Source organism: Empedobacter sp. UBA7611, from assembly GCF_002484365.1.
Classification (GTDB): domain Bacteria; phylum Bacteroidota; class Bacteroidia; order Flavobacteriales; family Weeksellaceae; genus Empedobacter; species Empedobacter falsenii_B.
In genome coordinates this window covers 16312-29309 of the sequence record NZ_DLJR01000070.1, presented here as the reverse complement: position 1 = coordinate 29309, position 12998 = coordinate 16312, and the positions used below count along the sequence as shown (strand labels likewise).

At 32.0% G+C, this 12998-nt stretch carries 12 protein-coding genes and 1 pseudogene; all 13 read right to left on the bottom strand.

Going from position 1 to position 12998, the window contains the following annotated elements; translation table 11 throughout:
* Positions 1-35: 35 nt before the first annotated feature.
* Positions 36-1160 carry a GNAT family N-acetyltransferase gene (locus B3R94_RS12450; protein ID WP_291101189.1) on the bottom strand — a complete coding sequence of 375 codons (1125 nt, stop codon included), beginning with the start codon at positions 1158-1160 and terminating at the stop codon, positions 36-38.
* Positions 1161-1206: 46 nt separating this feature from the next.
* A complete protein-coding gene (locus B3R94_RS12445) occupies positions 1207-1728 on the bottom strand; it encodes a DUF4833 domain-containing protein (RefSeq protein WP_114998697.1) in 522 nt (173 codons plus the stop codon).
* 48 nt (positions 1729-1776) lie between these two features.
* The gene (locus B3R94_RS12440; RefSeq protein ID WP_291101186.1) at positions 1777-2379 is read right to left on the bottom strand and encodes a hypothetical protein; all 603 of its coding nucleotides are present in this window, start codon (positions 2377-2379) and stop codon (positions 1777-1779) included.
* 3 nt (positions 2380-2382) lie between these two features.
* A complete protein-coding gene (locus B3R94_RS12435; RefSeq protein WP_114998694.1) occupies positions 2383-3021 on the bottom strand; it encodes a VTT domain-containing protein in 639 nt (212 codons plus the stop codon).
* A 50-nt stretch (positions 3022-3071) separates the two neighbouring features.
* Complete coding sequence (locus B3R94_RS12430; protein WP_180905395.1) at positions 3072-3743, bottom strand: DedA family protein; 672 nt, start codon at positions 3741-3743, stop codon at positions 3072-3074.
* 9 nt (positions 3744-3752) lie between these two features.
* Positions 3753-4118 carry a YraN family protein gene (locus B3R94_RS12425; protein WP_291067019.1) on the bottom strand — a complete coding sequence of 122 codons (366 nt, stop codon included), beginning with the start codon at positions 4116-4118 and terminating at the stop codon, positions 3753-3755.
* 9 nt (positions 4119-4127) lie between these two features.
* On the bottom strand, positions 4128-4763 hold the full coding sequence (gene upp, locus B3R94_RS12420; RefSeq protein WP_180905396.1) for a uracil phosphoribosyltransferase: 636 nt from the start codon (positions 4761-4763) through the stop codon (positions 4128-4130).
* Positions 4750-5706, bottom strand: a complete 957-nt coding sequence (locus B3R94_RS12415; RefSeq protein WP_291101184.1) for a S66 peptidase family protein — start codon at positions 5704-5706, stop codon at positions 4750-4752. The genes upp and B3R94_RS12415 overlap by 14 nt, the downstream gene beginning before the upstream one ends.
* A 129-nt stretch (positions 5707-5835) precedes the next feature.
* On the bottom strand, positions 5836-8304 hold the full coding sequence (locus B3R94_RS12410) for a TonB-dependent receptor (protein WP_291101181.1): 2469 nt from the start codon (positions 8302-8304) through the stop codon (positions 5836-5838).
* Between the two features lie 465 nt (positions 8305-8769).
* Entirely contained in the window at positions 8770-9633 is an 864-nt protein-coding gene (nadC, locus tag B3R94_RS12405; RefSeq protein WP_291101178.1) for a carboxylating nicotinate-nucleotide diphosphorylase, read from the bottom strand.
* Positions 9633-10523 carry a hypothetical protein gene (locus B3R94_RS12400; protein ID WP_291101175.1) on the bottom strand — a complete coding sequence of 297 codons (891 nt, stop codon included), beginning with the start codon at positions 10521-10523 and terminating at the stop codon, positions 9633-9635. Before B3R94_RS12400 ends, nadC begins: the two co-directional genes overlap by 1 nt.
* Positions 10523-11987, bottom strand: a pseudogene (locus tag B3R94_RS12395) (L-aspartate oxidase). Before B3R94_RS12395 ends, B3R94_RS12400 begins: the two are co-directional and overlap by 1 nt.
* Positions 11987-12991, bottom strand: a complete 1005-nt coding sequence (gene nadA / locus B3R94_RS12390; protein WP_125349587.1) for a quinolinate synthase NadA — start codon at positions 12989-12991, stop codon at positions 11987-11989. The pseudogene B3R94_RS12395 and the gene nadA overlap by 1 nt, the downstream one beginning before the upstream one ends.
* Positions 12992-12998: the final 7 nt, after the last annotated feature.

The following is a 12998-nucleotide window of genomic DNA, read 5'->3' as shown; positions in this document are numbered from 1 at the left end:
CAACTTTTGATACTGATCCGATTCTAACCATTTTTTTATGCTTCTATATCTTTATAAAATGTTTTTCTACGTTTATGGATAACCGGATCAAAGTTTTTCCATAATTGTTGCACTTTTGTATTCTCCTCTAGCAAAGGATTGGTCTCTAAAGTTTTAATTCCTCTCGCTATAAATCGATCATAAAGCTCTTTAAAAATCAAGGCGTTAACACCTTTATTTTGATAATGAGGATGAATTCCAATCAAATAAAATTCGACATGATCGTTCTTTTTTTGCGCTTGCATCAAATGCCACCAACCAAATGGGAACAATTTTCCTTTCGTTTTCTGGAAAGCTTTTGAAAATGAAGGCATCGTAATCGCAAAAGCAATCATTTTGTTGTTTTTATCTTTTACACATGAAATAAAATCGGGATGAAGAAATTTTAGATATTTCTTTTTGTAATGCCCAACCTGAAATTTTTCTATCGGAACAAAACTTTGCAATTCTGCATACGTCACATTCAACAAATCGAACATCTCATCTACGTAAGGTAACATTTCGTCAATTGTATCAAATTTATACGTATCTATTTCGTAACGTTTTTTGAGCATTTCACACAATTTATCCATTTGCTTTACCTTGCCCAAATTGGCAATATCAATAGAATATTCTAACCACTCGGCTTTTGGTTGATAACCTAATTCTTGCAAATATATTGGATAATATTCGTAATTATATAAACCGATCAAAGTGGCAACTTTATCAAATCCTTCTGTTAATAATCCAGCTTTATCCATATTCGAAAATCCCATCGGACCTTCTATATAACTCAGTTTATTATTTTTAGCAATGTTTTCAACAGTTGTTAATAAAGCTTTTAAAATGTTGATATCATCTTTAAAAACTAACCAACCAAACCGAATTTTAGTCTTTCCAAGTTCTTTTACTTCGGTCCAATTGATAATCGAAACAATTCGCCCAACCACTTCTTCGCCTTTGTAAGCTAAAAAATAGTTAGCTTCTACCGTCTCAAAAATTGCATTCTTTTTATCAAAACTTGCGAGTTCATCTTTCTTTAAAGAAGGCACCCAATACGGATTATCTTTATACACTTCAAAAGGTAAATCGACAAATTTCTTCATTTCACTTGGCGTGTTCACCTCTTTTACTTCGATCATATGCTATTAAATTGCGTCTTAAAGATCCTAATTTAGGAAGATTTTTTTAGAGAACAATTTTCTCTTCTACAGATTTTCCGTTTTTATCTTTTCCGTAAAATAAAATATAATCAAGCTTTACGGAGATTCCAGCCGTTCCTTTCTTCTGTTTCAAAAAAACACGATTCAATGTTATCAACTTGTTATTAACAGTTGTTTGAACAATTGGATTTTTTTGAGAATCAAGCTTAAGCGTTAATTTTTGAGTTGGATAAGATACTAATGTCAACTGAAAAACATTCTTTTCAATTTTCTTAATATCTAAACCATATGCCAATTTCTTTTGTATAGAAGTCAAGGGCTTTTTTGAGCCATCTTCAGCATAAAGAATGCGATAAATATCAACTGGATTATCATCATCTAAAATTCCTTTGCTCGAAAAAAGTGCATCGTAAACAAACGTATTTTTATTGTCGTTGTGTTGAATGTAAAATAATCTATTTTCTGATTTTGGAGGAACAGGATAACCTTGTTGTGCATTTACAACAAAAGAAAAAAGGATAGAACAAATAATTAATAGGTTTTTCATTGATTGATATTTTTAAAAATAGAAGATACGAATTATTTGAATGATTATCTAAATCCAAATAAAAAGTTTCGAAACTTTAACTTGCTCAATATTATTTTGATCAAGAAAATCTTGCGGAAATTTGATTAAATCTGAAATTGGAATAATTTCATCATTCTGAATAAAATTATATTTACCATGACCAGTTTGATATTTAGAACTTTTATTAGAAACTTCGTGATTGATTTCAATCATTTCATCTTCTAAATCAATAGTAATTTCTGTTTCTTTTTCTACAACTAACAAAGCCTTTTTATTCCTGAAAAAATAAATTTCGCGCTTAGATTCCTTTAAGAGATGATTGTAAGTATTGACAACTGGAATGGTAAAAAAAAAGAATAGTATCAAAAAAATCATTCCAATAATTATGTTAGTTAAAATGAAATCTGTCACAAACAATAATTGATAAGCTATAAATAAAAAAGTAAGACAAAGAATTGCAAAAAGAATCATATTAAAAACTGAAATATAGCTTAAAAAACCAATTTTGACGCGAATAACTTCATCATTTTCGTGTTTATATTCTTTTTGAGACTCAATGATAAATAAAATAATTGGTAAAAAGATTATCAACAAAAGTAAGATGATGAAAATCGAATTTTCTGTACTCATTTTTTATTTTTTTATTTTCTCTTTGACGAATTCTACAATAATTGGAACCAAAGAAAACACAATAATTGCCATTACGACAATTTCGAAATTGTTTTTGATAAATGGAATTGTTCCAAGGAAATAGCCAGCCAATGTAATCCCGAAAACCCAAATTGTTCCTCCGATAAAATTATATTTGATAAATGTGCCATAATGCATTTTAGAAATCCCTGCAACGAAAGGTGCAAGCGTTCTTACAATCGGAACAAAACGTGCAATTACAATGGTTTTTGAACCATATTTTGTAAAGAAATCTTCGGTCTTTAGTATCGCAGAATCTTTAATAATTCGTTTACCGAAAATTTTAGTTGTAACTAATTTCGTTCCTAAGGTTTTCCCAATCGTATAATTGACTGTGTCGCCTGCAATTGCCGCGATCCAAAGTAAACCTAATACAATATAAATATTGAGTTGAGCTGGAAAAGCCGCAGCTAACATCCCTGCTGCAAATAAAAGCGAATCTCCAGGTAAAAAAGGCATGACAACCAAACCTGTTTCGATAAAGATTAAGAGAAATAAAATCAAGTAAAACCAATGTTGATAATCATTCAAAATGGTTTCTAAATATTTATCGATATGTAGTATGTAATCTAAAATTTCCATGATTTAAAGGTATAAAAAAACTCGACCGAAGTCGAGTTAATTTTTTATAGTTATTCTTGTTCAGCTACCTTTTTTTTGCCGAACTTTTCTTTGATAATTTCCACTAAAATTGGAAGTACAGAAGCGATTGTTATTCCTAAAATTACTTTAGAAAAATTATTTTGAACCCATTCGATATTTCCTAAAAAGTATCCAATAAGTGTTAAACCAACAACCCATAACACAGCTCCAATTACGTTATATGTAATGAAAATAGAATATCCCATTCGTCCGATTCCTGCAACAAAAGGCGCTAAAGTTCTTACAATTGGTACAAAACGAGCAATTACAATGGTTTTTGAACCGTATTTTTCGTAGAATTCGTGCGTTTTATTGATATGTTCTTCTTGGATGAAATTTTTACCAAAAATCTTAACCTTAGTTGCTTTATAACCAACTTTTTTCCCGATGGTATAATTCAACGTATCACCGAGAATGGCGGCCACTAAAAGAATTGCAATCATAATCCACACATTCATATCATTTGTTTCTTGCGCAGCCAACATACCTGCTGCAAACAACAGTGAATCTCCAGGTAAAAATGGCATCACAACCACACCTGTTTCCACGAAAATGATTAAAAATAAAATTGCATAAAGCCACAAACCATACTCATTTGCAAACTCTGCTAAATGCTGGTCGATATGCATAATAAAGTCAAAAAGACTCATAAATACTTCCATAAAAGTTGATTAAATTTCCGAAGCATTAAATGCATTTTTGATATGATTTACGCTCCAAGATTGTTGTTTTTTTAAAAGTGCTAAAATATCAAATCTTACCTCAGAAATAAAATTATTTTTCTGAATAAAATCATCTGCGGCAAGAATTAACAATTTCTTCTTCTTTGTGTTAACAGAACTTTCTGGCTCGGCAACATAATTTGAAGTACGACTCTTAACCTCTATAATAACAATCTCATTTTCAAATTGAGCAATAATATCGATTTCGGCTTTTCTGTAAAAATAATTTCGAGCCAATATTTTGTATCCATTTTGGATTAAATAATTAACGGCAAAATCTTCTGCTTCTTTTCCGAAATCGTAACTAATACTCATTCAAAAAAATTATTTTGTTCCGTACAAACGATCTCCAGCATCACCTAAACCTGGAACGATGTATCCATTTTCATTCAATTTTTCATCCAAAGCAGCCAAGAAAATTGGAACTTCTGGATAAACATTTTGTACTGCCTCCACTCCTTCTGGACAACCAACTAAACAAGCCAAACGAACAGATTTCGCTCCTTTCTCTTTTAGAATTTCGATTGCTTTGATTGCAGAACCTCCTGTTGCTAACATTGGATCAACCAAAATCACATCGCGAGAATCTAAATCTGTTGGGAGTTTACACAAGTATTCAACTGGTTGTAATGTATCATGATCGCGGTAAAGCCCAATATGACCAACTTTAGCGGTAGGAATTAATTGATGAATTCCTTTTACCATTCCCAATCCTGCACGTAAAATTGGAACGATAACCATATCATTTCCTTTTAATTTGTAACCGATTGTTTTGGTAATTGGCGTTTCAACTTCTACTTCTTCAAGCTCGATGTTACGTGTAATTTCGTAACACATCAAACCTGAAATTTCGTCTACTAATTCACCAAATTCTTTCGTTGTTGTGTTTTTATCACGCATTTGCGTAATTTTTGCTTTTACCAACGGGTGAGAAATGACTGTTAAATTATCTTGTTTCATATATGTTTGTATAATGATGCAAAGTTACATTATTTGAAGTAACATTTAACTGAACTTTTGCACCCATTTTTAGCGCAACATTGTGTCCTGTATGTCCTGCAGGAAATCCGAAAGCGATTGGAATATTTATTTTTTTTGTAAAACTATGAATGACTTCATACGTTTTTGGATCGAATGGATGATTGTAGTTTTCAGCATTTTCTTCTTCCGTATCCATATGCGTAAAGTTTCCTAAAACAATGCCGTTTACATGAGTAAGAATTCCGTTTCGTTTAAGATTCATCAACATTCGGTCGACCGCATACCAATTCTCGAACCAATCTTCTAAAAATAAAATCTTATCCGAAGGATTTGTAATCGCAGATTCGCTCCCTAAAAGGGAATACACAATCGAAAGATTTCCTCCGATTAATTCTCCTTTTGCTTCGCCTAAATTATTGTAAGCATGTGATTGAATTTCGTAATTAATTTCCTTCCCAAACAATGCTTCATAAACACTTTGATAAGATGTTGGATGATATTCGGTATTTGCTAATTTCTTTGCTGTAACACCGTGTATTGTTTGAAAACCTAATCGATTAAAATGATTGTGAAAAACAGTGATATCAGAATAACCAATTATCCATTTTGGTGATTTTTTGAAATTTGTTAAATCTAATTCATCAATAATTTTCACAGAACCATAACCTCCTCTCGCACACCAAATAGCTTTAATATCATCATTATCCAAAGCCCACTGAAAATCTTCTGTTCTTAATTCATCAGTTCCTGCATAATGATATCCCAAATCAAATTCAGCATAAACATTTTCTCCTAATACAGGAGTTAATTTCCAAGTTTTTATTAATTGAATTACTTCGTCCAATTCTCCAAACAACATTTGTTTGGCTGGAGCTACAATTGCTATTTTATCACCTTCTTTTAAAAAGTTGGGCTGAATCATTTTTGTAAAATTACCTGTCCCAAAGATAGAAACAAAAAATACATGAGTGAACCATTAACTTGAATTTTATCAACAAAAAAACCAATCTTTAATAGATTGGTTTTTTTATAAATTATATATAACAACTAATTATATTGTAATTTTTATTGTAGCATTCCAAGTTCTTCCGTATCCGAAATAAACTTGGTTGTTTACGTTAATTCCTTTATATGTATCAGCTCCTTTGTAATCTGCTTGATAGTTTGTAGTTGCTTCAGAAATATAAATGTGGTTAAATACATTGTTTACGTTGAAACGTAAAGTTAATCTATTTCTGTTAGTCAATTTATAGTTCCAAGTAATACCAGCATCCATAATATTGTAAGATGGTAATTCTAAGTTTCCAGAACCATTATCTTTTGTATTTGCATTAACTGCTGTAGTTCTAGATCCGTATAAATCTCCATTATATCTATAATCTGCATCAACAGAAAGACCTTTCAAGAATTCGTAAGCTACTCCTAAACCGAATTGTGTTTGAGCTGCATCACCAACTTTTAATCCATTTAAATCTTCCTTCGTAGTTTTCAATAAGTTTTGACTCTCATCATAAACATTTGAAATTGTAGCACCTTTGTATTTCCAATCTCCTAACGAAGCAAAACCTTTAAATTCTAATGTTCTAAGAGGCTTGTAAGACATCTCTAATTCTAAACCTTTGTGTTCTTGTTTTACACCTTGGTTAACAAAATATACATAAGACCCTAATGGAGCTGTTGGATAAGTTGCTTGATTGTTAGCTGTAACCTCTGTTGAAGATCCAGTTACACGGTTTTCCCAAGTTGTATAATATGCATTTAAGTTTGCCCAGAAATTTCTAGATTTAAATTTATATCCAAGTTCTAAACCTAAGATTTTTTCGTTTTCTGCATTTCTATTTACATCATTTTTGTAGTTCATGAATAAATTATCATGAAATGGTTGACGAGAATAATATCCTGCATTAGCAAAAACTTTATGATTATCTGCAATTGTATAACTTGCTCCACCTTTTACATTATAACCCCAGTTATTTAGTTTCTCAGACTTTTCATTTGCTGCATCGTATTGAAAATAATCCCAACGTTGATTCGATTGATTAGAAACTGCTCCTTGGAAGAAAGCTGAAAAATTATCTTTCGCATACTCTATTTGAGCAAACATACCACCATAGTTAATTCTTTCACTATAATCGTAAGACCATTTTTGTAAATCGTTATCTGTAAAGTCACTTAATGCTTTCCAAGGATTAGTAGAGAAAGTTTCACTCACTTCATATCCTTTAGGATAACGTTTGTTTCTTGTCTCAAACATATAATCACCTCCCATTAAGTTAGATAACTGTTGGAAGTGTTCTCCTTTATATGTTCTTAAATCAAATCCTACATTTAAACTTAATTCGTCTGTAAATTTGTGATTTAAGTTAGATACTAAACCATACCATTGGTGGTTATTTACAGATTGACGAATACCATAACCTGATCTTCCTCCAGCAGCTAACTGTTTATCATACATCTCTTGGATTTTTTTCAATCCATTTTCATCTCTACCTGGTGAAGTTGTTGGATATGCTTTATCTGTTGTTGTAGCAGTTCCAGTTCCTCCTCCACGTCCCCATGAAGCATATAATACTGTAGATAAAGATGTTTTATCATCAATATCCCAATCCCAGTTTAAGTTAGCAATTGGTTTGTGATAGTAGTTTCTTCTTTCGTTGAATAACTCACCATTTAAGTAACCTGTATTGTTGTTGTATTTACGACCGTATTTTAATAAATCTGATAAAGATTTAGAATAGTTTTGGTCATGCCATTGAGGAGCACCTGTAAATAATAAGTTTAATGTGTGTTTTTCTGAAGGTTTGTAACCTAAAGAGATGAAATAGTTTTGACCTTGACCTTTAGTACCATCATTGTATCCGTTACCTTGCCAGTGTGTCATCATTACAGAAACACCAAATTTATTATTGATTAAACCTGTGTTATAAGCTAATGTCGTTTTGTAATAATCGTCATTTGCAATACCTGCACTAAAGAAACCTCCTTCTTTTTTCTCAGTAGCTTTTGTTACGAAGTTGTAAGTACCACCAACTGATGAAATAGCTAATTTAGAAGATCCTAAACCACGTTGAATCTGAACTGCATTTGCAATATCTGTCATACCAGACCAGTTAGACCAATATACTTTACCATCTTCCATACCATTAATCGGTTGTCCGTTTAACAAGAAAGCAGTATTTGATTGATCAAAACCACGAGTAATAACACGAGAATCTCCGAAACCTCCCGCTTGTCCAGCAACATAAATAGAAGGTGTATTAACGAAAGCTTGCGTGATATCATTAGCTCCTACTTTTTGTTCAATAACTTCTTTTGTTATTGTTGTAGCTGCAATTGGTGTTTTACGATCATCTGCTAAATCGATAACCCCTTTACCAATGATTAATGTTTCTCCTAAAGATACGTTTTCGTCCTGTTCAACCTTTGTAGAATCTGTTGGTTCAACAACTTGGGCGAAAGATAATGATGCCATTAAGGCAAAAGCTCCTACAAGTAAAAGCTTAGTTGAGTTTAACCTCATCTTATGAAATAGTTTAAAAGTTTACTTCCGCAAATTTCTATACTTTAAATGAGATTATTGTTAAATTATGGTAAATTTTTACAAAAACCACCATCAACTTAATTATTAATTATTACATCAATTTTTAAAAAGAATATTTTTTATTAAAGTAATAAATTAGACAATATAATTATATCAATTTTTAAAGATTATTTAACGATTAGTCGAAAATTAACATATAATGAAATCTTAATTTTTAACATTAATTTTCTTCATTCTCTGATTTTTTTTCAGAAAAAAGAGTAAAAATCAATCAAAAACACATTATTTAGAATCAGTATCAATAAAATATTATTAAATAACATTTTTATTTATAAGCTAATACTAATAAATTTTCAAACAAATTATTTCAAATACAATACAACTAACGTTAAAACCTGTTGTATAGTATTCTTAATCATAAAAAAGAATTGAAATGTTAAAAAACTAAGCCTTAACAGCTTTTAAACTCAAGTCAAAGTTGGGAGCTGAATGAATAATCGCACCAGAAGAAATAAAATCAACACCCGTTTCTGCAATTGCACGAACAGATTCTTTTGTAATTCCTCCAGATGCTTCTGTTTTTACTCGCCCACTTATATATTGAACTGCTTCTTTCATCGTTTCAAGCTCAAAATTATCCAACATAATAAAATCAACATTTGCCTCCAAAGCTTCTTTTACCTCATCCATATTACGTGTTTCTACTTCTATTTTTAGATGTAAATGGTGTTTTTCCAAATAATCTTTGGTTTGCTCAACTGCTTTAGTAATATTTCCACAAAAATCGACATGATTATCTTTTAACATCACCATATCGTATAATCCAAAACGATGATTTTCTGCGCCCCCAATTTTAACAGCCCATTTTTCTAACATACGAAAATTAGGTGTTGTTTTGCGTGTATCCAAAATTTTGGCATTTGTTCCGCTTACCAATTCCATCATTTCATGTGCATAAGTCGCAATACCAGACATTCGTTGCATACAATTCAACGCTAATCGCTCGCAGGTTAAAATTGATTGCGAAGAACCTTTCACTTTGAACGCAATATCACCAAATTGAACTTTATCGCCATCATTTATATATTGTTCTATTTTTAAAGATGGATCAAACGTATCGAAAATAATTTTTGCTAATTCAATTCCAGCGATTATTCCGTTATCTTTCACTTTCAGTTCAGCTTCTTGAATTGCATCATACGGAACCGACGCTAACGTTGAATGATCGCCATCGCCAACGTCTTCTAAAAAAGCTTGACGAATAAAAAGTTGTAATTTTTCTTGTGTGATATATGGAGGAAAACTCATTATCTATATGTTAAGGATGCAAATTTTGATTGATTAAATTCTTTCTTGGTTTTATATTCATAATATTCGGCCCAAGTACCGTTTTCTTCACGCACAACTGTAATCAACACTTGTACTGAAGGATCATTTTCGAAGAAATTTTTGATTTGAAGTTTATATTCTTTGTCATCAATTTTACCTTTTGTAATGTCAATTGCTCCAGATTTGAAAGCCGCATCAAAAGCAGTTGCATAAGGATCAATAGAAGCCATTTCGAAAAGATTAGAAAACTTTCCTAAATAATATTCTCGACTTCCATTATTACCAAAAGTTGTTAAATTAAATTCTTTATCAATTCTTACTTCAATCGTTTCTTCATCAGTTTTTAAAGTAAACAATACACGATTTTCTGAAGGGAAAGTTTCAAAATCATTATTTTTTTCTGCCGATTCGTAACGTAAAGGCATTGTATATTTCATCGCAACCGCTTTTCCATCGACTCCTTTTGCAGGCGTCATTTTCAGATTAGCTCGCTCCATTTTATTGTTCAACAAAACTAAACTCGACAATGCTACACTATTAAAAATTGGATTTGAACCATCAGTCGAGACATCATCAAAATTACCATCTTCATTGATTTTAAAACCTAATTTAGATTGAGCAGTTTCGATATGAAGATAATCAGCAATATTAGAAAAGAATGAAATTTGAGTTTGAATATCTTGATTCAAGTTTTTGTTCATACATGTTTGTAACTCGCTATTCTCTTTGAAATTTTCGCAACCAAAATACACAACCGCTTTCTTAGCTTCTTTACCAAAAGTCAAACTTACGTTTTGTTTTTCTTTCGAATTTTGAGCAAAAGAAAAACTCATTGCAAAACATGTAACGAACAGATATAACTTCTTCATTAATTAAAATCTTTGTTGTAAAAAGTTCCTCGATTTTCTTTTTGATTGATACTTTGCTCAATGATTAAATGTGCTACATCAACCAAATTTCGAAGTTCTAAAATTTTAGGTGAAACAATCGTAAAATAATAAATTTCGTTGACCATTTTCTCAATTTCATTGATACGATTCTGTGCAATTTGCAAACGATTATCACTTCGTACAATTCCGACCAATTCGCTCATCATCGCTTGTAATTGTTTGCGTAAATAAGAAATCAATACTAATTCTTCTTGCACTTTCATCCCTTCTTCGTTCCATTCTGGAAACTCAAAATTATAAATCGAAAATTGATTATCATTTAATAAATCGACCGTTTTTAACGCTGCACGATGACCAAAAACCATCGCTTCTAACAACGAATTCGAAGCCAAACGATTTGCACCATGTAAACCTGTATTCGAACATTCGCCAACCGCAAACAAATTCTCGATAGATGTTTTTCCTTCTAAATCGACGTCTATTCCACCGCACAAATAATGCGAAGCTGGAACAACCGGAACCAATTCGGTAAACATATCGTAACCTTCGGATTTACATTTTTCGTAAATATTAGGGAAATGTTCCAAGAATTTTTCTTTCTCTAAATGTCGACAATCAATATAAACATAATCATCTCCGCGCAATTTCATTTCGTTGTCAATCGCACGCGCCACAATATCACGAGAAGCCAATTCTTCACGTTCATCATATTTNNGTTGGATGAAACTGAATAAATTGCATTCCCGAAACGGTTGCTTTCGCACGTCGAGCCAACCCTATTCCATCGCCAGTTGCAATGATTGGATTCGTCGTATTTTTATAAACATGACCAACTCCGCCTGTTGCTAACAAAGTTACTTTGGCTAAATGTTGTTCAACTTTATCTGTATTCAAATCTAAAATATATGCACCAAAACATGTTGTTTTCTGAGTTATAATACGATTCAAATGATGTTCTGTAATCAAATCTACTACAAAATGATGCGTAAAAACTTGAATATTTGGATATTCTTTGATTGCTTCTAACATCGCGCGCTCAATCTCCCAACCTGTCACATCTTTATGATGAACAATTCTGTTTTCGGTATGTCCACCTTCACGACCAAGGTCATAAATTCCTTCGTTATTTTTATCAAAACGAACGCCCCAATCTATAATTTCATTGATACGTTCTGGTGCTTCTTTTACGACAACCTCAACCGCTTCCAACTTACACAAACCATCTCCTGCACGAAGCGTATCTTCGATATGTTTCTCGAAACTATCTTTCTCGAAATCGCTCACAACAGCTACTCCGCCTTGCGCATATTTCGTATTGGTTTCGTCTTTATTTGCTTTGGTTACAATGGTAATTTTCGCATCAGGATTTCGAATCGCGATTTTCAACGCATACGAAAGTCCAGCAATTCCAGAACCAATGACTAATACATCTTGAATAGCCATTATTTGATTTTTTCTGATAAATCTAACATTCTATTAATTGCAGCTAACGCTTTAACTCGTAATTCTTCTTCTATTTGAATTTCTGGCAATTCATATTTCATGCACAGATATAATTTTTCTAATGTTGATAATTTCATATAAAAACATTCAGAACAATTACATGATTCATCTTGAACTAAAGCTGGAATTAATTTTTTATTCGGCGCAAGTTTTTGCATTTCGTGTAAAATTCCTTCTTCCGTTGCCACAATAAATTCTTGCGCATCATTTTCTACCACATAATCTAACAAACGAGAAGTTGAACCAATAAAATGTGCGAATTTCAATAAATCTTCTTGCGCTTCTGGATGCGCAATTAATTTTGCATTTGGATGATCTGCCATTTGTTGCGCAATTCTTTCCAAAGAAAAAGCTTCATGAACAATACAAGCACCGTCCCACAAAATCATTTTGCGATTACAAACTTGATTTAAGTATCGACCTAAATTACGATCTGGCGCAAAAATAATTTCTTGATCTTCTGGCAACGAATTAATAATCGCTTCCGCATTCGAAGAAGTGACAATAATATCTGATTCTGCTTTAACACCCGCATCACAATTGATGTAACTTACCACAATCGCATTTGGATGTTGCTCACGTAAACCACGTAAACCTTCTGCCGAACATGAATCTGCCAAAGAACAACCTGCTTTTGTATCTGGTAAAACCACTTTTTTAGACGGATTCAGAATCTTTGCGGCTTCCGCCATAAAATGAACACCACAAAAAACAATCATATCAGCTTCAGTTTTTGCAGCTGCACGAGCCAATTGCAATGAATCACCTAAATAATCTGCTAAATCCTGAATTTCTCCTGACTGATAATAATGTGCCAAAATCACCGCATTTTTCTCTTTACGTAATTTATTGATTTCCGCAATCAAATCAGTGCCTTTTGGAATTTCTACATCCAAATAACCTTTATAATCTAGTTTCTCTATCGCTTGTTCTAATGTATTCATTTGTGAG

What these genes read in the sequence shown, in the direction of transcription:
- B3R94_RS12430 (WP_180905395.1), bottom strand. Translation starts at nt 3,743, where the DNA reads ATGGAAGTATTTATGAGTCTTTTTGACTTTATTATGCATATCGACCAG.
- nadA (WP_125349587.1), bottom strand. Translation starts at nt 12,991, where the DNA reads ATGAATACATTAGAACAAGCGATAGAGAAACTAGATTATAAAGGTTAT.
- upp (WP_180905396.1), bottom strand. Translation starts at nt 4,763, where the DNA reads ATGAAACAAGATAATTTAACAGTCATTTCTCACCCGTTGGTAAAAGCA.
- B3R94_RS12445 (WP_114998697.1), bottom strand. Translation starts at nt 1,728, where the DNA reads ATGAAAAACCTATTAATTATTTGTTCTATCCTTTTTTCTTTTGTTGTA.
- B3R94_RS12450 (WP_291101189.1), bottom strand. Translation starts at nt 1,160, where the DNA reads ATGATCGAAGTAAAAGAGGTGAACACGCCAAGTGAAATGAAGAAATTT.
- B3R94_RS12410 (WP_291101181.1), bottom strand. Translation starts at nt 8,304, where the DNA reads ATGAGGTTAAACTCAACTAAGCTTTTACTTGTAGGAGCTTTTGCCTTA.
- nadC (WP_291101178.1), bottom strand. Translation starts at nt 9,633, where the DNA reads ATGAGTTTTCCTCCATATATCACACAAGAAAAATTACAACTTTTTATT.
- B3R94_RS12440 (WP_291101186.1), bottom strand. Translation starts at nt 2,379, where the DNA reads ATGAGTACAGAAAATTCGATTTTCATCATCTTACTTTTGTTGATAATC.
- B3R94_RS12415 (WP_291101184.1), bottom strand. Translation starts at nt 5,706, where the DNA reads ATGATTCAGCCCAACTTTTTAAAAGAAGGTGATAAAATAGCAATTGTA.
- B3R94_RS12400 (WP_291101175.1), bottom strand. Translation starts at nt 10,523, where the DNA reads ATGAAGAAGTTATATCTGTTCGTTACATGTTTTGCAATGAGTTTTTCT.
- B3R94_RS12435 (WP_114998694.1), bottom strand. Translation starts at nt 3,021, where the DNA reads ATGGAAATTTTAGATTACATACTACATATCGATAAATATTTAGAAACC.
- B3R94_RS12425 (WP_291067019.1), bottom strand. Translation starts at nt 4,118, where the DNA reads ATGAGTATTAGTTACGATTTCGGAAAAGAAGCAGAAGATTTTGCCGTT.